Consider the following 22680-nt stretch of genomic DNA (forward strand, 5'->3'; position numbering starts at 1 on the left):
AGGTCCTCTCCCACGCCTGCGAGGTGAGCTGTCGGGTTCGGGCTGGAGTTGCCCGGCCGTGCGGTGTCACGGCTTCACCCCAAGCCGCGAGCGCTGGGCTCGCGGCGACTTACCTGGGTCCCCCGCTCCTGCCGTTCGTTTGCGTCGGGTGACTGCTGACATGACCGGTGGCAGGACTCGGCGTTCCGGAGATGTCAGTTCCGCTTAAGTGCGAATGACGGTGACCGTAGGCAGGTCCGACTTCAAACCTCAAGTCGCCAAGACGCCAATGAGACGTCCATCACGGACGCGCTTCATGATTCACAGACAAGGGTCGGCGGAATGCCCGAATTGCCGTCCTGATATGGCGTCATTCATCTGATATGTCCGATTGACTATGCTTCCGCCGCCGTCGTCAGTCTCACAGGAACACAAAGGCCCGGGCCGACCCGCGCACGCGAGTCGACCCGGGCCGAGCAGGTACCGATCAGGTCAGCCGGGTGAGCTTCTCGCCGAAGCCGGGCGTGCCCAGGTCCGACTGCAGCGTGACGGGGACCGTCTGCGCGCCCGCCCCGCTGCCGACCACCAGCTCACCCACCGTCGTCCCGGCCGGCGCGCTGTGCGGGATGGTCGCGCCCGCGAGCGGCTTCAGCGACAGCTGGACGGAGAGCCCGCCCCAACCGGCCACCGAGACGTCCTGGGTGGCCACGACGGGCGTCCTGCCGCCCAGCCCGTCGTCCACGTAGCCGACGACGTCGCCCTTCTTGGCGATCACGTGCGACTGCAGCGCGGCCTCGGCGCTGATGATCAGTTTCTTGCTCTTGGCCAGCACCTGGGGCAGCCAGCCGCCGCCGTCCCCGCCGATCGCCGGCTGGCTCAGCACCACGCCGTAGAGGGTCTCCGTGGTGTCGCCTGCCTTCTGCCGCGCCGCCCACATCAGGTTGCCGAGCGCGGCGCTGCTGCTGCCGGTCTTCACGCCGATGACGCCGTTCCTCAGCAGCAGCCCGTTGTTGTTCTGGATCAGGCCGTTCTCCGGCGGCGTGAAGGACGCGGTGCCGACGATCTCCCTGAACACCGGGTCGGCCATGGCCGCCTTCTCCAGCATCAGCTGGTCGTTGGCGGTGCTCTTGGTGGTGCTGGTCAGCCCGCTGGGGTCGGTGTAGGTGGTCTTGGTCATGCCGAGCCCGACGGCGGTGGCCTGCATCTTCTGGACGAACGCCTCCTGGCTGCCGGCGTCCCAACGGCCCAGCAGACGGGCGATGTTGTTGGCGGACGGGATCAGCAGCATCTGCAGCGCCTGGTACTCCGTCAGCTGCTCGCCGACGGAGACCTTCATGACCGACTCCTGGCCGGCGGTGCCGGTGACGTAGTCGTTCACCGCCTGCTGGTCGACGGTGAGGGACGGGCCCTGCTCGCCCTTCTTGAGCGGCTTGTCGTGCAGGATGACGTAGGCCGTCATGACCTTGGTGACACTCGCCAGCGGCACCGGGTCGTCACTGCCGCTGTGACCCATCACGCCGAGACCGGGAACCTCCACCGCCGCCTGGCCCTTGACCGGCCAGTCGAGCTGCGGCGCCCCGCCGTCGAAGGCGAAGTTCGTCGCGGCGGTCATCGCGAGCTTGGGCGACGGCAGCGGACGGAACAGCTGCACCGCGCCGAGCACCACGACGAGCACCAGCAGCAGGATGCCCCAGAGCCGGATGCGACGCAGCGCGATCCTCGCCGGGGTCATCGGCCGGGCGCTGAGGCCGGCCAGGATGTCCATCGCCTCGATCGTCGACTCCGGCGAGACCGCGACGGCCGTCGCCCCGGCGGGCGCGCCCGCCTCCGACTGGGTCGAGGTGCCGGCGCTCGGGAGCGGCGGCACCGGCGGCAGCGGCACCCGCGGGAACGCGTTCATGGCACGCGTCTCCGCCGCCGCGCCCGGCGGCACGGCCGGACCCCGGCCGCCGTCGCGGCCGTCCCGACCGGCGGCGCGGACGCCGGCGGATCCTTCGTCGCCGGACTCGTCGTCGGCCCCGTCGGACTCCTCGCCGGCACTGCGCGCGCTCCTGGCCGGGGCCGCGGCCGGCGGCGGAATGCGCAGGGTGCGGGTCGCGAAGTCCGGCAGCGGCTCCGCCTCAGGCTCCGCGGCCGACTCGGCAGCGGGCCGGTGCTCGGGCTCGGGCTCCGCGTCGGCCGCGGGCTCGGCCGGGAGGCGCGGATCCCTGATCGCGCGCTTCACCGCGACCGGCACCGGCGCAGACGCCGGCTCGGCCTCCTCGTCCGCCGCGGCCTCGTCCTCGGCCTGGGCCTCGTGCCGGGCCTCCTCGCCGTTCTCGCCGCTCTCGGCGACCCCGGCGTTCGCGCCGCCCTCGCCGTTCGCGCCGCTCTCGGCGTCCCCGGCGTTCTCGGCGTCCCCGGCGGAGCTCTCCTCCGCCTCGGCGGCCGAAGCGGAGGCGGCCTCGCCGGCCTCCTCCGTCTCCTCCGCGTCGTCGGTGGGGTGCTCGCGCGGGCCCTCGATGTCCTCCCTGCGCAGCGGCCGGGTCGGCGGGTCCACGTCCGCGCCGCTTCCGGCCGCCCGCTCCTCCGCCCGCCTCTCGGCGGCGTCCGCCGCGTCATCCTCGGCGGCGGCTCCCACGGAGGCCTCCGTGCCGGCCGTCCCGGCGCCCTCCTCGCCGTCCGCCTCGCCCTGCGACGGAGCCGGGGTCGGGTCGACGTCCGGCGTGGCGGACGCCGGGGTGTGATCCGCCCGTTCCGCCTCCCGCTCCTCGCCCGCGGTCCGGTTCGACCTGTCGGGGGACTCTCCCACGTAACCCAGCCTCCTCAAGCTGCTCACGCCACTGCGTGCGACCCACTGCGTACGACCCACCGCGTACGGCTGCTCACCACTGCCTGCCACTGCCCGCGACTGCTCACGACAGCACGGCGCGCCTCCCGGTCTTCCGGGGCGCGCCGGACACCAGTCTCCTGCACTCGCGGGGGCAATCCCGCTCACCAGGCCGCTGACCGGCGATTCCGCCGGGCGGACCCACTCCATGGGCAGACGCGGAGCCGCGCCCGAACGGTTCCGAAAGATCACGGAGTCGTGTCACTCTCCAGGCCCTCTCGACAGCAGGGTGTGAGAGGCGTCACTCTGTTGTGCATCCACGCGGGGAGGCTTGGATGGGCAGGAGCCGCAGAACAATTCCCGAGGAGCTGCTGTTGCTCGCTCTGGACCCGGCCACGGGTACCACGGCGCAGCCGCAGACGCTCGACCTCGGACTGGCCGGAGCACAGCTCGTCGAGCTGGCCATGGCCGGACGAATAGTCCCGGACGGGGACCAGATCACCGTGGTCAATCCACGGCCGACCGGGGACCCGACCCTCGATCACGCGTTGGAGCTGCTGCGCAGACGTGGCAGCGCCGTGCGCGCCGTGCAGTGGATCGGCGGCCCGAGACTGGGCCTACGCCAGACCTACCTGGCGCACCTGGAGCGGTGTGCCATGGTCAAGGCGGTGCCGGGCCAGGTGTGCGGGGTCTTGCCGACGACCCGGTACCAGGCGTCGGACGACTGCACGAACAGCGCCATCAAGGAACGACTCGACACGGCGATCCGGACCGGCGTTCCGCCGGACCCGCGCACCGCCGCGCTCGCCGCCCTAGCCCACGCGGTCGGCCTGGGCAAACATCTCTACCCGGGCAACGAGGGACGCTCGTCCAGGTCGCGCCTGCGTGACCTGATTCGCTACGACCCCCTCAACGGCATGGTCGCGCACGCGGTCATGGACGTGCAGAACGGCCTGCCGGCCGCTCAGGTGCGTGCGGCGGGCGTCCGCCCGGCGCCGACACGCCCGACGTCACGACCCGCGGTGGTCTCCGGCATGGTCCGCGCGGCAGTCCGGTAGGAGCACCGGCAGCCGAAGCGCGCGAGCAGGTCGAGAGTGCACCGATGGAGCACCGACAGGCGGGACGTAGCACCACCCTGGTCGGGAGCGGCGGCGAACCACCCTTCGCCGTCGCTCTCTCCATGTGTGGGCGCAGAATCGTTCCTTCTCGGACCTGATTCGTCAAGATCCGGGGTGATTGAGCCACATGAGGGCGTGTCGGGTGGCATTCTGCTGACACAGGGGCGTGCCACACCACCGATGCCCAGGAGAGACCGTGTCGACCGCCAGTGTCAATCCCACCGTCCGCCGCCGTCGTCTCGGTGCCGAGCTCCGACGACTGCGCGAGCAGAAAGGCCTGACCGCGGAGGAGGTCGCGCAGCAGCTGCTCGTCTCGCAGTCGAAGATCAGCCGACTGGAGAACGGCCGACGCAGCATCAGTCAGCGCGACGTCCGTGACCTGTGCGAGGTCTACGGCGTCAACGACTCGGCGATGATCGACGGCCTGATGACGATGGCCCGCGAGTCCCGGCAGCGAGGCTGGTGGCACGCGTTCGGCGACGTCCCCTACAGCGTGTACATCGGCCTCGAGGCCGAGGCGGTGGGCATTCGTACCTACGAATCCCTCTTCATCCCCGGCCTGCTGCAGACCCGCGACTACGCGCACGCCGTCGTCACCGGCATCCAGCCGGAGGCCCAGCCGGCGCAGATCGACAAACGCACGGACGTCCGGATGGTCCGTCAGGATCTGCTGCGCAACGGCGAGGAGCCGCTCCGGCTCTGGGCCGTCATCGACGAGGCGGCCCTGCACCGCGTCGTCGGCAGCCCGGAGACGATGCGCGGGCAGCTGGAGTCGCTCATCGAGACCAGTCTCCTGCCGCATGTGACCGTCCAGGTCCTGCCGTTCAGCGTGGGCGCGCATCCCGGCATGACGTCCAACTTCTCCATCCTCGAATACCGCGACGCCTCCGACGCGACCGTCGTCTACCTGGAGGGCGTCACGAGCGACCTGTACCTGGAGAAGGAGACGGACGTGCGCGCCTACGCCACGCTCTACGAGCATCTGCAGGCGCAGGCGCTCGGCCCGGAGCAGACCCGCGAACTGGTCGACAGGGTGGCGAAACGGCACACACATTGAGACGGGCAGAGGCGAACGCGGAGCATACACCACAGGCAGTGGCCTGTGGTGCCCGGTTCACCGATTGCTATCCAATGGGTGAACACGAACGGCCCAAGGTTCCCAGACGCCGGACGGTGTGGGCAGACTGACACCAGCAATCACGATCACCTGATTGTCGGTCCCCTCATTGCGGAACTGGAGAATGAAATGATCACTGAGGACAACCGCCTCGACGCTCTCGACTGGCGCAAGTCGAGCTACTCCGGGGCCAACGCGTGCGTCGAGGTCGCCAGGCCCGGCGAGGCCGTCTTCGTGCGCGACTCCAAGGACCTGTCCGGCCCCTCGCTCGGCTTCTCCCGCGAGGCCTGGCAGTCGTTCCTCGCCGAGGTCGGCACCGGTTCCCTCGACCTCGACCGGGCCTGACCCTCGCCCTGCCGCAGCGGCGGGGCGGCGGGACCGGGCGCACCCGGTCCCGCCAACGCCATCCCCACCGCCGTTCAGCACAGCGCCGTTCAGCGCAGCTCGTCCACGTAGACGTCGGTCCCCGGCAGCGTCGGGACGAACGGCGCCACCAGTTCCACCCGCGCCCCGGGCACCGCGGCGGCCACCTCCCCGTCCAGGCCGGTGAAGGCGTCCCAGCAGCTGCGCGGGTCCTGCTGCAGGAACCAGATCAGCGTGAGCCGGGTGTCGGTCCCGTCCACGGGCTTCACGTAGGACATCCGGTCGACCGGCAGCGGCAGCGGCTCGAAGAGCGTGCACATCGCCGCCGGAGCACCGCTGCGCAGCCGGGACGGCAGATGCCGGTCCATCAGCCAGTCGGCCAACTGCCGCCGCTGCTCCGCGTTCTCGGTGTCGATCACCTCGAGCACCAGCCCCTGGTAGGGGTGGTCCAGCGCGTGGATGTCCCGCGGTCCCGCGGCACCGTCGCGGTAGTAGGTGCTGACGTGCTGCTGGAAGGCCGTGAAGACATGGGTGCGGTCGCGGTAGACCCGGCCGTCGCGGTTGAGCCGCTTGTTGATCTGCACGGTCCAGCGCATGTGCGCGTCGTGCCGGCCCTCGGTGACCCAGTAGACCGACAGGTAGCAACCCGCGGTCACCGGCTCCGCCACGGCCGACTTCTCCGGGTACCGGAGCAGCTGGAGTTCGCGGGTGGCGACGAAGCGCCGGCCCGCGAACATCCACGGCATGGCCATGGCCCCGGCGTAGAAGTGGTCGTCCTCGTACCAACGGTTGTAGGCGTACTCGTGGCCCGGCAGGGGCTCGACCATGGTGATCAGCGAGCTGCCGATGGCGACGCCGTACGGCCCGCTCGCGGCCAGCTGGGTGTACTGCTCCAGATCGTCCGTCATGGAGCTGACGGTAAGTCAGATTCTGACAACTTCCCATAGGTCACGCAACGGTCGGCACACGCAGGGCCTGCGAGAAGTCGGTCGGCCCTGGATGATGCTCCAGCGGACCGCTCCGGCGACCGCCCGCTCCCTGTGTGATCCTGTGCTGGGGCGCGTCCGCCTTGTCCGCATAACCTCCGTTCATGCCGAGACGCGCGTCCGCCTCCCCCGCCCCCGTCCCGTTCGACCCGGCAGCCGCCCGCGCCGTGCGCAGCGCCCTGGGCATGAGCCCGGCGATGGTGGCCCGGGTGCTGGCGGACTCCTACGCACTGCCCGCGCCACCCGCCCTGGTCATCGCCTGGGAGACCGGCGCGGCCCACCCCGACGAGCGCGAGCTCACCGCGCTGGCCCGGGCGCTCTGGTGCCTGCCCGGCCAGCTGATGGGCGGCCGGGCCGAGTCGCTGCGCGACTACCGACTCGCCCTCGACCTGCCCCAGGAGGAGGTCGCCCGCCGCCTGCGGGTCCCCGTGCGCGCCTACGTCCGGATGGAGCTGGAGTGGGACGGCGACCGGCTGCAGACCATCGACCTGGCGACGATCCTGCAGCTCAGCCCGCGCGCTCTGGTGCAGGCGACCGGACGGGCGGAGCGCCTGGACGAGATCCTGCGCCGCGCGGTCGACGGACGGTGGCAGTCCCAGGTCGAACCGCTCCGCATCCTGGTGCCGACGCTGGACGAGGACTGGATCTCCTACGCCCTGAAGTCGCTGGCCGGCGAGAGGGCGACGGCCAGCGCGCTCTGGGGTACCACCGGGCCCGCGGCGGCGGAGACCCGGCAGTCGTCGGAGGAGGAGCTGTCCGACCGCTTCTGGCTGCTGATCGGCTGACCCCATCCGACCGAGCCCCGTCCGACCGCGCCCCGTCGGCGCCCTTCCGCCGGCACGCCGTCGCGCGGTCCTCGCTCTGGATTTCCCCGGGACCCGGGCCTAGTCTGACGCATCGTCAGATGTGAATCGGAGTGATCCCGCCAGGGAGGGCCCATGCTGCTCGAAGGTCGCACCGTCGTGGTCTCCGGGGTCGGGCCCGGTCTCGGACACCGGGTCGCGGTGGCCGCCGCCCGCGACGGGGCCAACGTGGTCATGGGTGCGCGCACCCAGGAGAACCTGGCCAAGACCGCCGCCGAGATCGAGGCCGACCACCCCGGCCGCACCGCCTGGAAGCGGACCGACATCGCCGACCCGGAGCGCTGCGACGCCCTCGCCGCCCTCGCCGTCGAGCGCTTCGGCCGGATCGACGCCGTCATCCACGTGGCCGCCCTGGACAGCCACTTCGGCGGACTCGCCGACGCCGACTTCGAGGACTGGCGCCGGGTCATGGACGTCAACCTGTTCGGCACGCTGCAGCTGACGCGCTCCTGCCTCCCCGCGCTGCGCGAGCGCGGCGGCTCCGTGGTCATCATCGGCACGCAGTCCTCCGTGGCCGCGCCGACCCAGGTCCGGCAGGCCGCCTACGCGGCTTCCAAGGGCGCGCTGACCAGTGCGATGTACTCGATGGCCCGCGAGCTGGGCCCGGAGCGGATCCGGGTCAACACGGTGCTGCCGGGCTGGATGTGGGGACCGCCGGTGGAGAACTACGTGACCTGGACCTCCGCCACCGAGAACATCCCCGAGGAGGAGGTCAAGAAGCGCCTGACCTCCCGCATGGCGCTGCCGGAGCTCGCCACCGACGGCGACGTGGCGGAGGCCGCGATCTTCCTCGCCTGCGACCGGGCCCGCGCGATCACCGGTCAGTCACTCCTGGTCAACGCCGGAGAGCTGATGCGCTGACCCCGACCACCGGCTCCCGCGGGCCGATTGACGCCTTCTCTATTCTCGTCAGTATGACGATTCGAACTGAGCCCACCACCCTGTTCGACGCCCTTCATGCCGACGCCGTCCGCACGACCGAGGCGCTGCGCGAGCTCTACCCCGAGCCCGGCGCCGCGGCCGTGCGGAAACAGATGGACCGGCTGACCGAGCAGACCCGCACCCTGATCGGCTGTGCCTCCCTGGTCTTCGTCGGCAGCGTCGACCCGGACGGGCACGCCGACGTCACGCCGCGCGGCGGGCCGGCCGGATTCGTCTCCGTGCTCGACGACCGGACCCTGGTCATCCCCGACGCCACCGGCAACAAGCGGCTGGACACCCTGCAGAACGTGATCAGCACCGGCCGGGTCGGGCTGCTCTTCGTCGTCCCCGGCCGCCCCACGACGCTGCGGGTCAACGGCCGCGCCTGCGTCTCGGCACGCCCCGAACTGCTCTCGCAGCTCACCGCGGTGGGGAAGCCGCCGGTCAGCGCGCTGGTGGTGGCGATCGAGGAGGTCTACCCGCACTGCCCCAAGTCGCTGCTGCGCGGCAACGCGTGGAAGCCGGAGAACTGGCTGCCCGCCGACGCGCAGCCCAGCTCGGCCGAGGTCACCCTGGCCCAGCTGAACCTGCCCGGCCTCACCCTGGAGCAGATCCAGCAGGACGAGCGGGAGGCCCTGCTCTACCGCTACGAGTGAGGCCCGCGAGGCTCAGTCCAGCACGGGCAGCAGCTCCGGCAGGTGGCCGTCCGAGGCCAGCGCCGCCGCCCTGCGCTCGGCGGTCACCTCCCCGTAGACCGTCGTGCGCTGGGCGGCCGGGCGGCCGGCCGCCGCGGCGACGGCCTCCAGGTCGCGGATCGACTTGTAGCTGCCGTACGAGGAGCCGGCCATCCGCGAGATGGTCTCCTCCATCAGCGTGCCGCCCAGGTCGTTGGCGCCGCAGCGGAGCATCTCCGCCGCGCCCTCGCTGCCGAGCTTGACCCAGCTGGTCTGGATGTTCGGGATCCGACCGTGCAGCAGCAGCCTGGCCATCGCGGTGACCGCCCGGTTGTCCCGCACGGTCGGACCGGGCCGGGAGATGCCCGCCAGGTAGACCGGGGCGTTGGTGTGGATGAAAGGCAGCGTCACGAACTCGGTGAAGCCCTCCCTGCCCGCCTCCAGCGCGCGGTCCTGCATGTCCGCCAGCAGCCGCAGGTGGCCGAGCCAGTGGCGGGGCTGGTCGACGTGCCCGTACATCATGGTGGCCGAGGAGCGGATGCCGAGCTCGTGCGCGGTGGAGACCACCTCGACCCACGTCGCGGCGGGCAGTTTGCCCTTGGTCAGCACCCAGCGGACCTCGTCGTCCAGGATCTCGGCGGCGGTGCCGGGGATGGTGTCCAGGCCCGCCTCCTGCGCCTGCCGCAGCCACTCCCTGACGGACAGCCCGGTCCTGGTGGCCCCGTTGACGACCTCCATCGGCGAGAAGGCGTGCACGTGCATCCCCGGCACGCGCTGCTTCACCGCCCGCGCGATGTCGAAGTACGCGGTGCCGGGCAGGTCCGGGTGGATGCCGCCCTGCATGCAGACCTCGGTCGCGCCGACGGCCCAGGCCTGCTCGGCCCGGTCGGCGACCTGCTCCAGCGAGAGCGTGTAGGCGTCAGCGTCGGTCCTGCGCTGGGCGAAGGCGCAGAAGCGGCAGCCGGTGTAGCAGACGTTGGTGAAGTTGATGTTCCTGGTCACGCAGTAGGTGACGGTGTCCCCGACCACATCGCGGCGCACCGCGTCGGCGACGGAGCAGAGCGCGTCGAGCGCCGGGCCCTCGGCGTGCAGCAGCGCGAGCGCCTGGTCGTCCGTCAGCCGGCGCGGGTCATCCGCGGCGACGGCCAGGGCCGAGCGGACCTCGGCGTCCAGGCGGGCCGGGGTGGCCGCCGACTCCGACGCGCCGGCGGCGACCTGCTCGCGCAGGGCGTCCCAGTCGCCGTAGACGTCGTCGAAGTCCGAGCGCCGGTCGCCGCTGCGCCCCTCGGTGTCGATGCCGACGTGCAGGTCGGTCCGGCCGCTCGCGACGAACGCGTCCTCCGGCTCCTGCCAGGGCAGGCCGACCGGCATCGCGTCCGTGCGGGCCAGGCCGGTCTCCGGGTCGGCGAGCGCCCGGACGTGCGGCAGCACCCGCGGGTCGAGCCACGGCTCGTCGTGCCGCCCCTGGAGCGCGGGGCGGACGTACTCCGGATACACCGTCAGCCGCTCGCGCAGGGTGAAGCCGGACGCGGCGGTGCGCGCCGCCAGCGCCTCGATCTGCGGCCAGGGCCGCTCAGGGTTGACGTGGTCGGGGGTCAGCGGCGAGACGCCGCCCCAGTCGTCGATGCCGGCGTCGATGATGAGCGCGTACTCCTCGTCGACCAGGTTCGGCGGCGCCTGGATGCGGGCGGCGGGGCCGAGCACCACGCGCGCCACGGCGATCGTCGCGGCCAGCTCCTCCAGCTCGGCGTCCGGCATCGCGCGCATCGCGGTGTCCGGCTTGGCGCGGAAGTTCTGCACGATGACTTCCTGCAGCCCGTGGTACTGCCGGGCCACCCGGCGCAGCGCGAAGAGCGACTCGGCACGCTCCTCGTGGGTCTCGCCGATGCCGATCAGGATGCCGCTGGTGAAGGGCACCGCCGAGCGGCCCGCGTCCTCCAGCACCCGGAGCCTGACGGCGGGCTCCTTGTCCGGCGAGCCGTGGTGCGGGCCTGAGGGCTCGGACCAGAGCCGGGTCGCCGTCGTCTCCAGCATCATCCCCATGGAGGGCGCCACCGGCTTCAGCCGCTGGAAGTCGGTCCAGCCGAGCACACCCGGGTTGAGGTGCGGCAGCAGGCCGGTCTCCTCGAGCACCCGGATCGACATGGCCCGCACGTAGGCGAGCGTGTCGTCGTAGCCGTGCGCGTCCAGCCACTCGCGGGCCTCGGGCCAGCGGTCCTCGGGCCGGTCGCCGAGGGTGAACAGCGCCTCCTTGCAGCCCAGCGCCGCGCCCTGACGGGCGATGTCCAGGACCTCGTCGGGCGAGAGGTAGAGGCCGTGGCCCTCGCGGCGCAGCTTGCCGGGGACGGTGACGAAGGTGCAGTAGTGGCACCGGTCCCGACAGAGCCGGGTCAGCGGGATGAAGACCTTCTTCGAGTAGGTGATCACGCCGGGCCGCCCGGCCTCCGCCAGGCCCGCGTCGCGCAGCCGCGCGGCCGTGGCGCACAGTTCCCGCAGGTCCTCCCCGCGGGCGTGCAGCAGGACGGCGGCCTCCGCCGTGTCCAGCGCGACTCCTTGCCTGGCCCGGTGCAGCGCGCGGCGCATGGCGGTGGTGGTCGGGTGATCCTTCATGAGGTGAACCATACGCGCAGCGCCTCGAAGTGAAACGTGTTGCTGCCGCGCACCCCTGAGCGAACCCTGAGATCGTCTCAGGGTTCCGTAGTACGAGGGGTGGAATCCCTTTTGCGCCCACGGGCCGATGCCGGTGGACGGGTCGGAGGCGTTCAATGGTCATCGTGGGGAGCCCCGCAGGAAGGCGGGGCGGCAGGATGGCAGTGCAGCAGAATGACGGAGGGACGAGCAATGTCGAACACCACCGATGACACCGCGGGCACCCCGGAGGGCACGCCGGAGGGCACGCCGTCCGGCGCGGGCGGCCGCGGCCGCGGCGCGATCGGCAGCCGCAAGCGGGTCCTGCTGGTGTCGGTGGCCGTCGCGGCCGTCGCCGGCTCCGTCGCGGCCGGAACCGCCCTGGCAGCGGGGCCTCCGCTGCCGTCGATCAGCGCCGAGGCCCTGCTGTCGAAGACGCTGAGCAGCCATGTGGACAGCTTCTCCGGCACCGTCGAGGCCACCGTCGACCTGGGCATCCCGTCCCAGCTGCTCGGCGCGCTGCCCTCGGCCGTCGCCTCCGGCACCAAGGGCGGCGGGGCGCACGACGCCCAGGCCCAGCTCGCCGAGCAGCAGCTGGTCTCGCTGCTCTCGGGGACGCACACGGCGGACGTCGCGTCCGACGGCCAGACCAAGCAGAGCTTCAGCCTCACCGACGCGGGCCGCACGGTGCGCGTCGTGCACAACGGCACGGACGCCTGGGCCTACGACAGCCAGACCAAGCAGGCCGTCCACTACGTCGGGATCGGCAGGAACGACACCGCGCCGGCCGCCCCGGACACCCCTTCGGTGACCACGCCGGCGCAGGCCGCCCAGCTGCTGCGGACGATTGCGCCGTTCAGCGACGTCTCGGTGGACAACACCTCCATGGTGGCCGGGCGTTCGGTCTACATGCTGGTGGTCTCCCCGAAGGGCCACGGCTCGACGATCGGCGACGTCAGGATCGCGGTCGACGCGAAGACGTACATGCCGCTGGAGGTCCGGGTGAACCCGGCGGACGGCAGCAGCCCGATCGCGGACGTCCGCTTCGCCTCGATCTCCTTCGACACTCCGGCGGCCGGCTCCTTCACCTTCCTGCCCCCGGCGGGCACGAAGGTCACCACGCAGTCCGCCGCGGACCGCGCGGGGCACCCGGCGAAGCCGCAGGGTCAGCAGGGTCCGAAGGGCGAGAAGGGTGGCAAGGGCCTCCCCGGCACGGCCGGCCGGAACAACGACGTCAAGGTCGTCGGCACCGGCTGGACGACGGTCTACGAGATCAGCCCGTCCGCCACGGCCAAGGGCGGCACGTCCGGAGCCAAGGACCCGCTGGCCGAGCTGAAGACCTTCGGCACCCCGGTCAACGGCGGGACGCTCTTCTCGACGAAGCTCCTCAACGTCCTGGTCGCCGACAACGGCACCGTCTACGCCGGCGCGGTGACCCCCGGGTACCTGGAGAGCCTCGCCAAGTAGCTCCGGACAAGCAAGTAGTCCGGACAAGTGATCGGCCGACCGATTCTTCGGTCGGCCGATCACGACTGCTCATGCACAGTTCTTCAATAATTACCCCTCGGTAGCTAGCGTGCAGCCTGTCATGCTCAGGCCCGCCTCCACCGAGGAGACCACGTGCGCACGCGTCACCTGCTCGCCGCCGCTCTCGCCGCCACCACCGCGCTGATCGGCGACGCGACAACCACGGCCCACGCCACCACCGGCGGCAACACCCTGTCCGTGTTCGCCTGGAACGTCGACCTCGGCACCTCGATCGTCGACAGCACCCAGAACGAGCAGGCCGCCACCCGCACGCCCGTGGTCGAGTCGATCGTCCGCCAGCACAACGCCGACGTCGTGGTGCTCGACGAGCTCTTCAACCACGCCTCGACCAGCGACATCGAGAGCAAGCTGGCCGACCTGTACCCGTACCACACGCCCGTCGTCGGCCAGGTCTGCTCCGGCGGCGGCTGGAACGGCATCAGCGGGGACTGCTCGAACTCCTGGTTCGTCATCAACGGCGGCACCATGATCTTCTCGAAGTACCCGATCGACGCGCAGTACGCGCACGTCTTCTCCAACTCGACCTCGGGCACCTGGGACTACAACGCCAACAAGGGCGCCGCCCTCGCCGAGATCGACAAGAACGGCGTGAAGACCTGGGTCGTCGGCACGCATCTCCAGGCGGACCAGTCCAACACCTCCACGGACACCACCCAGGCGACCCGCCTCGCCCAGCTCGGCGAGATCCGCGGCTGGGTCAACGGCATCGTCGGCTCGACCGCCCCGGTGCTGATCGGCGGTGACCTGAACGTCGAGTACTCCCACGGCGCGGCGCGCGGCGACTACGCCAACGCGCAGAACGCCGTCGGCGGCGTCCTCGGCACCCCGGCGACCGACCCGTCGCAGCACTGGACGATGGACTGCCCGGTCTCCGCCTGGTGCCAGTACATGGCCGGCGTCGAGACCTTCCCGGTCGACTACCAGGACAGCCTGGACTACCTCGGCTACCTCAACGCGCCCGGCCGCCCCGTTCCGACGGCGCTGCCCGCCGTGGCGACCGACTTCGACCCGCAGTCCGGCTGGACTTCGGGCGCGCTCGACACCCGCTCCCCCAGCGACCACTACCCGGTCCAGACCACCTTCCAGCTGCCGTAACGACCGCATGTCCACGGAAAGGGAATTGCACCCCTCAACGGGGTGTCAATTCCCTTTCTTCGCTTGCGTCTCACCTAATGAAAGGACCCTTGACGACTGCAGGTAATACGGATGCCATGGACCGTCCCACTCGCCCAGTGCGGGGGCGAATCCGGTCCGACCAGAGAGCTTCACCTATGAGCATCAGCCGCCGCGCCTTTCTCGCTGCTGCCGGTTTCACCGCCGTTTCGGCCGGTTCGGCGCTGTTGAGTGGCTGCGGAAGCAGCAATACACGCGTCACCGGGGAGTCGGGCGCCCCGAGTTCACTGGAGGTCTTCTCCTGGTGGACCGAGGGCGGGGAGGCCAACGCACTCTCCTCCCTGGTGAGCGAGTTCCATCTGCACAATCCGAACATCAAATTCATCAACCGCTCCGTCGCCGGCGGCGCCGGCGCCAACGCCAAGGCGGAGCTGGCCCGTCGGATGAAGGCCGGAAACCCGCCGGACACCTTCCAGGCCCAGGCCGGCGCGATGCTGGACGACTACGTGGACGCCGGCCAGTTGGAGGACCTCGGCTTCCTCTACCAGCAACAGGGCTGGGACCGCTCGGTCAACCCGACACTGCTGGCGCTGGCCAAGCGCAACGGCAAGCACTGGTCGGTGCCGCTCGACATCCACCACATCAACGTGCTGTGGTCCAACAAGCGCCTCTGCGACCACCTGAAGATCTCCTCCGCCCCCACCTCGGTGCCCGAGTTCCTCACCGCCCTGAACAAGGTCGCGGCCGCCGGCAAGGTCCCGATCGCCATCGGCACGACGCCGGACCAGAACTGGCAGGTCAAGCACCTGATGGAGGTGCTGCTCGTGGCCGAGCTCGGCCCGGACGCCTGGTCGACGCTCTGGCGGCGCGGCGGCGACTGGACCAGCCAGCCGGTCAGCGCGGCCCTCGCGGCGTTGCGACAGATCATGTCGCTGACCAGCCCCCAGACCGCGGCGATGACCTGGGACCAGGCGAGCGCCATGGTCGGCAAGGGCGAGGCCGCCTACCAGATCATGGGCGACTGGACCGAGGCCACCTTCACCCTGTCCGGCCTGATCGCGCACCGGGACTACGACTGGTCCCCCGCTCCCGGCACCTCAGGCACCTTCGTCTTCGCCTCCGACTGCTTCACGCTCCCCAAGGGCGCGAAGGACCGGGACGCGGCCATCGCCTGGCTGATCGAGTGCGGCAGCCAGGGCGGCCAGGACTCCTTCACCGCGGCCAAGGGTGCGATCCCGCCGCGGTCGGTCGTCGGCTCGACCGAGCGGGGCCTCTTCGACACCTACTCACGGTGGTCGATGGACCAGTGGACCTCCACCCACATCGTCGGCTCGCTGACTCACGGCGTGGTCGCCCGCGCCGCATGGAACGGGGCCATCGACGCGGCCGTCACCACGTTCGTCAACGACCGCAACCCGACCCGGCTGCAGTCCGCGCTCGTCACGGCGGCCCACACCTACGCGGCGTAGGGCCCGCCACGGCGTGGTGCCGCCCTCGGACTACGCCGGCTGTCCGGCCACCAGCAGCCGTCCCACCGCCGACACCGCGAGCTCCCTGACCTCCGGGGGCATCGCGGCGTCGGTGATGAGCGTGTCCACCGCCGAGAGCGGCGCGTAGGAGCTGAGGCTGACCATGCCCCACTTGCTGTGGTCGGCCAGCACCACCACCTTGCCCGCGCAGGCGATCAGGGCCCGGTTGGTCTCCGCCTCGGCCAGGTTGGGCGTGGTCAGCCCGGCCTCCGGGTCCAGGCCGTGGCAGCCCATGAACAGCTGGTCCACGTGCAGGTCGTGCAGGGCCAGCGAGGCCATCGGGCCGACCAGCGCGTCGCTGGGGGTGCGTACGCCGCCGGTGAGCACGACGGTGGGTCCGGTGCGCCCGGGCCGGCGCGCCTCCTCGAACACGTCGGCCACCCGCACCGAGTTCGTCACCACCGTCAGCCGCTGCACCCGCAGCAGGTGCCGGGCCAGCGCGTGCGTGGTCGTCCCCGCGGACAGCGCGATGGCCGTGCCGGGCCGGACCAGACCGGCCGCGAGCCGGGCGATCTCGTCCTTGGCCTCCGGCTCCCACTCGACCTTGGCCTCGAAGCCCGGCTCGACGCTGCCCGCGTTGCCGGCCTGCAGCGCCCCGCCGTGGACCTTCTCGACCAGGCCCAGCCTGGCCAGCTCGGACAGGTCCCGACGGATCGTCATGTCGGAGACGCCGAACCTGGCCGACAGCTCCCCCACCCGGACGCTGCCACTCCGCCGGATCTCCGCGAGGATCACGGACTGCCGCCGCTTCGCGAGCATCTCGCCCCTCTCCCCCGACGGAGTCGGACATGCTTGAACGCAATCAAACAGGACCGCGCATATCACATGCCCCGGCGTGCAGTCGTGTCAAGAGGTCCGGCGTCAGGACGCCGTGACGCCGACCGCCTCCGCCCCGGCGGTGTCCCGGAGTTCGGCGAGGCGGCTGCGCCGCGCCTGGCGCAGCCCGTCGAAGGTGAGCACCGCCAGCGCCGCCCACACCAGTCCGAAGCCGATCCAGCGCGCGGTCGGCATGTGCTCGTGGAAGACGGCGATGCCGAGCAGGAACTGGAACACCGGCGCGAGGTACTGCAGCAGACCCATCGTGGTCAGCGGCACCCGCACCGCGGCGGCGCCGAAGGCGACCAGCGGAACGGCCGTGATCAGCCCGCACAGCGCCAGCAGCAGCGCGTGGCCGGGCCCGTGGGAGGTGAAGGTGGAGTGCCCGGTGCCGGAGAGGAAGAACAGGTAGCCGAGGGCGGGCAGGAAGAGGAAGGCGGTCTCGGTCGCGAAGCCCTCCAGGCCGCCGAGTCCGACCTTCTTCTTGATCAGCCCGTAGGTGGCGAAGGAGAGGGCCAGGGTCAGCGCGATCCAGGGCAGCTGTCCGTAGCCGACCGTCAGCACGGCGACGGCCACCGCGCCGATCCCCACCGCCGCCCACTGCGCGGGCCGAAGCCGCTCGCGCAGGACGAGCACGCCGAAGGTGATGGTGACCAGCGGGTTGATGAAGTAGCCCAGCGAGGTCTCCACGACGTGCCCGCTGTTCACGCCCCAGATGTACATCCCCCAGTTCACGCTGATCACCGCCGCCCCGAGCCCGACCAGCGCGAGCCGCCCGGGCTGCCGCAGCAGCGGGCGTATCCAGGACCAGGCGTCAGGGCGTCGCAGCCTGGCCACGGCCAGCAGCAGCACGCCGGTGACCAGCGACCACACCATCCGGTCGGCCAGGATCTCCCCCGCCCCGGCCGGCTTCAGCAGCGGCCAGTAGAGCGGGAAGAACCCCCACATGCCGTACGCGGCGAAGCCCAGCATCAGGCCCTTGCGTTCTTCGTTCCGTCCCACCGTGTAACCCCTCGAACCCGGATGCGTCCCCTACCTCCCCCTCGCACGGTAGACGACCGCGCCCCCGCTCGGAAATCCGAACGGGGGCGCGATCAGGCAACGATTCCGCCGGTCGCCGGGCCGGACGGTCAGACGGACGGGGTGTCCAGGTGCTCCAGCTTCTCCACCCGGACGCCGGAGGCCTCAGCCTCCTCGAGTTCGTAGTGGGCGCTCACCACGTCGAAGGGCACGATGGTCGCCACGACGTTGGGCAGCTTGCCGACCGCGCGGGCGATCTGGTCCGCGGTGCGGCGGTGCAGCAGCCTGCCCAGGACGGGCGAGTAGTTCCGCTCCGGGATGAGCAGAGTGATCTGGCTCCTCTCCCGCTTGGCCGTGCGGGCGATCAGCTCCACCAGCGAGCGGGTGATCCGTCGGTCAGGACACTCGACGATCTCCAGCGGCAGGTCGCCGACCTCGACGTTGCCCCACTGCGTCCTCAGTCGCTCGGCCTCACGGTCGTCGATCATGAAGTGCACCGCGCGGACCTCGGTGGGGCGCATCGAGCGGGCATAACGGATCGCCTTGAGTACGGCCAGGTCGACGCGGTCGACCAGGATGTACATCACCTGGCGGCGGTAGTTCGGGTTGACCGTGTCGACCGGGACGGTGGCCAGCGCCTCGGCCTCTTCCCGGTAGCGCTTGTTCACCTTGATCAGCGACCAGACGCCGATCGGGAAGATCACGACGACCACCCAGGCGCCCTCGGTGAACTTGGTGACCGCGAAGATCCCGACCACGAGGGCGGCGCAGACCGCCGCCGCGCCGTTGATTGCGACCTTGACCTTCCACTTGCCGGTGCGCCGGTCGAGATGATGCTTGACCATTCCCGCACCCGCCATGGTGAAGCCGGTGAAGACGCCGATCGCATAGAGGCTGACCAGCTGGGTCAGGTTGCCGTCGGTGACGATCAGCAGCACCAGCGAGATCACGGTCAGCACGATGATCCCGGCGGAGAACGCGAGCCGGTGACCGCGGCGAGTCAGCTGGCGCGGCAGGAAGGAGTCCTCCGCGACGAAACTCGCGAGGAACGGGAAGCCGCTGAACGAGGTGTTCGCACCGGTGTAGAGGATGAGGGCCGTGGCCAGCTGCACGAAGACCAGCCCGGCCTGCCCGAACCAGCTGTTGCCGAAGGCCCAGGCCGCCTCCTGCGAGACCACGGTGGGCACGCCGGCGGTGTAGGGCATGGCGTGGGTGATGTTGGCCAGGAGCGAGACACCGAGCACGCCGGTGCCCAGGATGGTCGACATGATGACCATGGTTTTGCGGGCGTTCGGGCCCTGCGGGTTGCGGAAGGCGCTGACGCCGTTGGAGATGGCCTCCAGGCCGGTCAGCGATGAACCACCGTTGGCAAAGGCCCGCAGCATGGTCAGCAACGCCGCACCGTAGAAGAAGCCGTGCTCGCCCGTGCCCAGCGACATCATGCCTGGCTGGTGCACGTCCAAGTGGCTGTGGTCGCCCAGCAGGAATCGACCGATGCCGACCACGACCAGCAGGCCCATGCCCGCGAAGAAGAGGTACGCCGGGATGGCGAAGGCGCGCCCGGCCTCCCGGATGCCCCGAAGATTGCCGTAGCAGAGCAGGAGCACGACAGCGACGGTGAGCCAGATCTTATGGGCCGATACGAAGGCTATGAAGCCGTCGTTGCCCCACAGGAACTGGCCGAGCGAGACCAGCGCGTCGGTACCGGCGGCGGCCTGGACCGCCACCGTGACGATGTAGTCGATCAGCAGCGCCACCGCCGCGACCTGGGCGACGCGGGGGCCGAAGTTCTCACGCGCGACGACGTAGGAGCCACCGGCCCGCGTGTAGACCATGACGACCTCGCGGTACGAGAGCGTCAGCAGGACCAGTACACCCAGAATGACGAAGGTCAACGGGATCAGAGCGCTGAACGCCGCGAGGCCGATCGCCGGGATCAGGATCACGAGCATCTGCTCGGAACCGTACGCCGTGGAGGAGATGCAGTCGGAGGCCATGACGCCGAGTGCGACAGGGTTCGAGAGCTTCTCGTCGGTGAGCTGTTCGGTGACCAGGGGCTTGCCGAGGAGACGTTTCTTCACTCGGTAGCCCAGGCTCTCCGGGAGGTCGACCTCTCCAGAGGGGCTGATGGTGCCGGCCATGGTGGGGAATCCGATCCGGGCGGGAGTTGACGTTCACATGCTTACTCCCGCCCGACCGGGCAAATCGGACATCTGTCCCAGCGGAGACGGATCTTAGCGCGTCCCTAACGCCGGTGTGACCTCACCGAACCATCCACGTGTCGCTACCGGTAAGAAGGTCCTCCAGCCGCCCTTCGCCCCGGTTTGTCACGGCCTCGGCCACCTGCTCGTTCAGCTGCCGGTCGTACACCGGCCGGCGGACCGAGCGCAGCACCCCGATCGGGGTCGGCGAGCTCAGCCGGGACAGGGCGAAGGCGCGGGTGGGGTCGGGGTCGTGCGCGTCGTGCACGATCTCCTCGCCGTCGGCGCTGAGCCGGTACGGCTGCCCCTGCTCCAGCCGCAGCAGTGCGGTGTCCCGCGTCGACGGGTCCTTGAGGATCTCGAAGGCGCCGTCGTTGAAGATGTTGCAGTTCTGGTAGATCTCCACCAGGGCCGTGCCCTCGTGCTCGGCCGCCTGCCGCAGCACTTCGGTCAGGTGCTTGCGGTCGGAGTCGACGGTGCGGGCCACGAAGCTCGCCTCCGCGCCGATCGCCAGCGAGAGCGGATGGAAGGGCGCGTCCAGCGAGCCCATCGGCGTGGACTTGGTGATCTTGCCCTGCTCGCTGGTGGGCGAGTACTGCCCCTTGGTGAGCCCGTAGATCTGGTTGTTGAAGAGCAGGATCTTCAGGTTCACATTGCGGCGCAGCGCGTGGATCAGATGGTTGCCGCCGATGGACAGCGCGTCGCCGTCACCGGTGATCACCCACACCGACAGGTCCGGGCGGGTCGACGCCAGGCCGGTCGCGATGGCCGGGGCGCGCCCGTGGATCGAGTGCATCCCGTAGGTGTTGAGGTAGTACGGGAACCGGGAGGAGCAGCCGATGCCGGAGACGAAGACGATGTTCTCCCGCGCGATGCCGAGCTCCGGCAGGAAGCCCTGCACCGCGGCGAGGATCGCGTAGTCACCGCAGCCCGGGCACCAGCGCACCTCCTGGTCGGACTTGAAGTCCTTCGCGGTCAGCTTGACGTCAGTCATGGATGGCCTCCTTGATGACCTCGGCGAGCTGCGCCGCCTTGAACGGCATGCCGCTGACCTGGGTGAACGACTGCGCGTCGACGAGGTACCTGGCCCGCAGCAGCAGCGCGAGCTGCCCCAGGTTCATCTCCGGCACCAGGACCCGGTCGTACCGCTTCAGCACCTCGCCCAGGTTGGCCGGGAAGGGGTTGAGGTAGCGCAGGTGCGCCTGCGCGACCCTGCCGCCGCCGGCCCGGACCCGCCGCACCCCGGCCGCGATCGGCCCGAAGGTCGAGCCCCAGCCGAGCACCAGCAGCTTCGCGTCGCCGCCCGGGTCGTCGACCTCCAGCGCCGGGACCTCGATCCCGTCGATCTTGGCCTGGCGGGTGCGGACCATGTGGTCGTGGTTGGCCGGGTCGTAGGAGATGTTCCCCGTCCCGTCCTGCTTCTCGATGCCGCCGATCCGGTGCTCCAGGCCCGGCGTCCCCGGCACCGCCCAGGGGCGCGCCAGCGTCTGCGGGTCGCGCAGGTACGGCCAGAACTCGCCCGAGCCGTCGGGAGCGTTGACCTCGGTGGCGAACTCCACCCGCAGATCGGGGAGCTCGTCGACCTCCGGCACCCGCCAGGGCTCGCTGCCGTTGGCCAGGTAGCCGTCGGAGAGCAGGAACACCGGGGTGCGGTAGGTCAGCGCGATCCTGGCGGCCTCCAGGGCCGCCGTGAAGCACTCCCCGGGCGAGGCGGGGGCGACGATCGGGACGGGCGCCTCGCCGTTGCGTCCGAACATCGCCTGCAGCAGGTCCGCCTGCTCGGTCTTGGTGGGCAGGCCCGTCGAGGGGCCGCCGCGCTGGATGTCGACCACCAGCAGCGGCAGCTCCAGGGAGACCGCCAGGCCGATCGTCTCCGACTTCAGCGCCACCCCGGGCCCGGACGTCGTGGTCACGCCCAGCGAGCCGCCGAAGGCCGCTCCCAGGGCCGCGCCGATGCCGGCGATCTCGTCCTCGGCCTGGAAGGTCCGCACGCCGAAGTTCTTGTGCTTCGACAGCTCGTGCAGGATGTCCGAGGCCGGCGTGATCGGGTAGGAGCCCAGGAAGAGCGGCAGCCCGGACTGCTTCGAGGCGGCGATCAGCCCGTAGGCGAGCGCCAGGTTCCCCGAGATGTTGCGGTAGCGGCCCGGCCTGAAGGCCTTGGACGCCGGGGCGACCTCGTAGGAGACGGCGAAGGACTCGGTGGTCTCGCCGTAGTTCCAGCCGGCCCGGAAGGCCACGACGTTCGCCTCGGCGATGTCGGGCTTCTTGGCGAACTTGGAGCGCAGGAAGCGCTCGGTGCCCTCGGTGGGCCGGTGGTACATCCAGCTGAGCAGCCCGAGCGCGAACATGTTCTTCGCCCGCTCGGCGTCCTTGCGCGAGAGCCCGGAGTCCTTCAGGGCCTCGACCGTCAGCGTGGTCAGCGCCACCGGATGCACCGCGTACGCCGACAGGGTGCCGTCGTCCAGCGGATCCGCCGCCCAGCCGACCTTCGACAGCGCCCGCTTGGTGAACTCGTCCGTGTTGACGATGATCTCCGCGCCGCGCGGGAGGTCGCCCAGGTTGGCCTTGAGCGCCGCCGGGTTCATCGCCACCAGCACGTCGGGCGCGTCGCCCGGCGTCAGGATGTCGTGGTCGGCGAAGTGGAGCTGGAAGGACGAGACGCCCGGCAGGGTTCCTGCGGGGGCGCGGATCTCGGCCGGAAAGTTGGGCAGCGTCGACAGGTCGTTGCCGAATCCCGCCGTCTCCGACGTGAACCTGTCGCCGGTCAGCTGCATGCCGTCGCCGGAGTCCCCGGCGAAACGGATCACGACGCGGTCCAGGCGTCTGACCCGCTTCCCCCCAGTGGGGGGTTCCTCGAACGTGGAACCCGTCTCCTCGACCCTGCTGGTCACGACGTGGGCCTCCCTCGTCACCGATGGTGGTGCTACACCGCCTGAAATCCTATGCCGCCGAAAGCCCGGAGCGCGGGATCATGAGCACAGGATATCTGACGGTC

The 22680-nt window shown here is 70.7% G+C and carries 17 protein-coding genes and 1 riboswitch; of the genes, 9 read left to right on the forward strand and 8 right to left on the reverse strand.

The window, feature by feature from the left end:
• Nucleotides 1-161: riboswitch (cyclic di-AMP (ydaO/yuaA leader) on the reverse strand.
• Between the two features lie 305 nt (nucleotides 162-466).
• Nucleotides 467-2770, reverse strand: a complete 2304-nt coding sequence (locus BS83_RS25300; RefSeq protein WP_051943894.1) for a D-alanyl-D-alanine carboxypeptidase family protein — start codon at nucleotides 2768-2770, stop codon at nucleotides 467-469.
• 353 nt (nucleotides 2771-3123) lie between these two features.
• Here BS83_RS25300 and BS83_RS25305 point away from each other — a divergent pair, with 353 nt between their 5' ends.
• The 3 genes from BS83_RS25305 to BS83_RS25315 all read left to right on the forward strand — a co-directional run bounded on the left by BS83_RS25305 (nucleotide 3124) and on the right by BS83_RS25315 (nucleotide 5368).
• Nucleotides 3124-3846: a GOLPH3/VPS74 family protein gene (locus tag BS83_RS25305; RefSeq protein ID WP_037605860.1), complete on the forward strand. Its 723-nt coding sequence runs from the start codon at nucleotides 3124-3126 to the stop codon at nucleotides 3844-3846.
• Nucleotides 3847-4102: 256 nt separating this feature from the next.
• On the forward strand, nucleotides 4103-4963 hold the full coding sequence (locus BS83_RS25310; protein ID WP_037605861.1) for a helix-turn-helix domain-containing protein: 861 nt from the start codon (nucleotides 4103-4105) through the stop codon (nucleotides 4961-4963).
• 189 nt (nucleotides 4964-5152) lie between these two features.
• On the forward strand, nucleotides 5153-5368 hold the full coding sequence (locus BS83_RS25315) for a DUF397 domain-containing protein (protein ID WP_037605862.1): 216 nt from the start codon (nucleotides 5153-5155) through the stop codon (nucleotides 5366-5368).
• Between the two features lie 89 nt (nucleotides 5369-5457).
• Here the strand turns inward: BS83_RS25315 and BS83_RS25320 are convergent, their stop codons facing one another.
• Complete coding sequence (locus tag BS83_RS25320) at nucleotides 5458-6294, reverse strand: hypothetical protein (RefSeq protein ID WP_037605863.1); 837 nt, start codon at nucleotides 6292-6294, stop codon at nucleotides 5458-5460.
• Nucleotides 6295-6476: 182 nt separating this feature from the next.
• On the opposite strand from BS83_RS25320, the gene BS83_RS25325 reads away from it, so the two are divergent.
• The 3 genes from BS83_RS25325 (at nucleotide 6477) to BS83_RS25335 (ending at nucleotide 8812) form a co-directional block, all read left to right on the forward strand.
• Entirely contained in the window at nucleotides 6477-7157 is a 681-nt protein-coding gene (locus BS83_RS25325) for a hotdog family protein (protein WP_037605864.1), read from the forward strand.
• A gap of 153 nt (nucleotides 7158-7310) precedes the next feature.
• On the forward strand, nucleotides 7311-8096 hold the full coding sequence (locus BS83_RS25330) for an SDR family oxidoreductase (protein WP_037605865.1): 786 nt from the start codon (nucleotides 7311-7313) through the stop codon (nucleotides 8094-8096).
• Between the two features lie 53 nt (nucleotides 8097-8149).
• Nucleotides 8150-8812, forward strand: coding sequence for an MSMEG_1061 family FMN-dependent PPOX-type flavoprotein (locus BS83_RS25335; protein WP_037605866.1), 663 nt, complete (start codon nucleotides 8150-8152; stop codon nucleotides 8810-8812).
• A gap of 12 nt (nucleotides 8813-8824) precedes the next feature.
• On the opposite strand, the gene BS83_RS25340 is transcribed toward BS83_RS25335, so the two are convergent.
• The gene (locus tag BS83_RS25340) at nucleotides 8825-11440 is read right to left on the reverse strand and encodes a bifunctional FO biosynthesis protein CofGH (RefSeq protein ID WP_269664865.1); all 2616 of its coding nucleotides are present in this window, start codon (nucleotides 11438-11440) and stop codon (nucleotides 8825-8827) included.
• 231 nt (nucleotides 11441-11671) lie between these two features.
• Here BS83_RS25340 and BS83_RS25345 point away from each other — a divergent pair, with 231 nt between their 5' ends.
• From BS83_RS25345 to BS83_RS25355, 3 genes are all read left to right on the forward strand, one after another.
• Nucleotides 11672-12925: a LolA family protein gene (locus tag BS83_RS25345; protein ID WP_051943898.1), complete on the forward strand. Its 1254-nt coding sequence runs from the start codon at nucleotides 11672-11674 to the stop codon at nucleotides 12923-12925.
• Between the two features lie 153 nt (nucleotides 12926-13078).
• Entirely contained in the window at nucleotides 13079-14101 is a 1023-nt protein-coding gene (locus BS83_RS25350) for a sphingomyelin phosphodiesterase (protein WP_037605868.1), read from the forward strand.
• A gap of 176 nt (nucleotides 14102-14277) precedes the next feature.
• On the forward strand, nucleotides 14278-15588 hold the full coding sequence (locus BS83_RS25355) for an ABC transporter substrate-binding protein (RefSeq protein WP_051943900.1): 1311 nt from the start codon (nucleotides 14278-14280) through the stop codon (nucleotides 15586-15588).
• 30 nt (nucleotides 15589-15618) lie between these two features.
• Here BS83_RS25355 and BS83_RS25360 read toward each other — a convergent pair whose 3' ends face one another.
• The 5 genes from BS83_RS25360 to BS83_RS25380 form a co-directional block, all read right to left on the reverse strand.
• Nucleotides 15619-16407 carry a DeoR/GlpR family DNA-binding transcription regulator gene (locus BS83_RS25360; RefSeq protein WP_037605869.1) on the reverse strand — a complete coding sequence of 263 codons (789 nt, stop codon included), beginning with the start codon at nucleotides 16405-16407 and terminating at the stop codon, nucleotides 15619-15621.
• A 102-nt stretch (nucleotides 16408-16509) separates the two neighbouring features.
• A complete protein-coding gene (gene rarD / locus BS83_RS25365) occupies nucleotides 16510-17436 on the reverse strand; it encodes an EamA family transporter RarD (protein ID WP_037609823.1) in 927 nt (308 codons plus the stop codon).
• Nucleotides 17437-17594: 158 nt separating this feature from the next.
• Nucleotides 17595-19625 carry an APC family permease gene (locus BS83_RS25370; RefSeq protein WP_051943902.1) on the reverse strand — a complete coding sequence of 677 codons (2031 nt, stop codon included), beginning with the start codon at nucleotides 19623-19625 and terminating at the stop codon, nucleotides 17595-17597.
• 121 nt (nucleotides 19626-19746) lie between these two features.
• Complete coding sequence (locus BS83_RS25375) at nucleotides 19747-20679, reverse strand: 2-oxoacid:ferredoxin oxidoreductase subunit beta (RefSeq protein ID WP_037605870.1); 933 nt, start codon at nucleotides 20677-20679, stop codon at nucleotides 19747-19749.
• Nucleotides 20672-22576 carry a 2-oxoacid:acceptor oxidoreductase subunit alpha gene (locus BS83_RS25380; protein ID WP_051943904.1) on the reverse strand — a complete coding sequence of 635 codons (1905 nt, stop codon included), beginning with the start codon at nucleotides 22574-22576 and terminating at the stop codon, nucleotides 20672-20674. Before BS83_RS25380 ends, BS83_RS25375 begins: the two co-directional genes overlap by 8 nt.
• Nucleotides 22577-22680: the final 104 nt, after the last annotated feature.

It is taken from the genome of Streptacidiphilus rugosus AM-16, from assembly GCF_000744655.1.
Taxonomy (GTDB): Bacteria; Actinomycetota; Actinomycetes; order Streptomycetales; family Streptomycetaceae; genus Streptacidiphilus; species Streptacidiphilus rugosus.

What these genes read in the sequence shown, in the direction of transcription:
- BS83_RS25330 (WP_037605865.1), top strand. Translation starts at nt 7,311, where the DNA reads ATGCTGCTCGAAGGTCGCACCGTCGTGGTCTCCGGGGTCGGGCCCGGT.
- BS83_RS25325 (WP_037605864.1), top strand. Translation starts at nt 6,477, where the DNA reads ATGCCGAGACGCGCGTCCGCCTCCCCCGCCCCCGTCCCGTTCGACCCG.
- rarD (WP_037609823.1), bottom strand. Translation starts at nt 17,436, where the DNA reads ATGCTGGGCTTCGCCGCGTACGGCATGTGGGGGTTCTTCCCGCTCTAC.
- BS83_RS25305 (WP_037605860.1), top strand. Translation starts at nt 3,124, where the DNA reads ATGGGCAGGAGCCGCAGAACAATTCCCGAGGAGCTGCTGTTGCTCGCT.
- BS83_RS25355 (WP_051943900.1), top strand. Translation starts at nt 14,278, where the DNA reads ATGAGCATCAGCCGCCGCGCCTTTCTCGCTGCTGCCGGTTTCACCGCC.
- BS83_RS25360 (WP_037605869.1), bottom strand. Translation starts at nt 16,407, where the DNA reads ATGCTCGCGAAGCGGCGGCAGTCCGTGATCCTCGCGGAGATCCGGCGG.
- BS83_RS25345 (WP_051943898.1), top strand. Translation starts at nt 11,672, where the DNA reads ATGTCGAACACCACCGATGACACCGCGGGCACCCCGGAGGGCACGCCG.
- BS83_RS25315 (WP_037605862.1), top strand. Translation starts at nt 5,153, where the DNA reads ATGATCACTGAGGACAACCGCCTCGACGCTCTCGACTGGCGCAAGTCG.
- BS83_RS25375 (WP_037605870.1), bottom strand. Translation starts at nt 20,679, where the DNA reads ATGACTGACGTCAAGCTGACCGCGAAGGACTTCAAGTCCGACCAGGAG.
- BS83_RS25340 (WP_269664865.1), bottom strand. Translation starts at nt 11,440, where the DNA reads ATGAAGGATCACCCGACCACCACCGCCATGCGCCGCGCGCTGCACCGG.
- BS83_RS25370 (WP_051943902.1), bottom strand. Translation starts at nt 19,625, where the DNA reads ATGGCCGGCACCATCAGCCCCTCTGGAGAGGTCGACCTCCCGGAGAGC.
- BS83_RS25320 (WP_037605863.1), bottom strand. Translation starts at nt 6,294, where the DNA reads ATGACGGACGATCTGGAGCAGTACACCCAGCTGGCCGCGAGCGGGCCG.
- BS83_RS25335 (WP_037605866.1), top strand. Translation starts at nt 8,150, where the DNA reads ATGACGATTCGAACTGAGCCCACCACCCTGTTCGACGCCCTTCATGCC.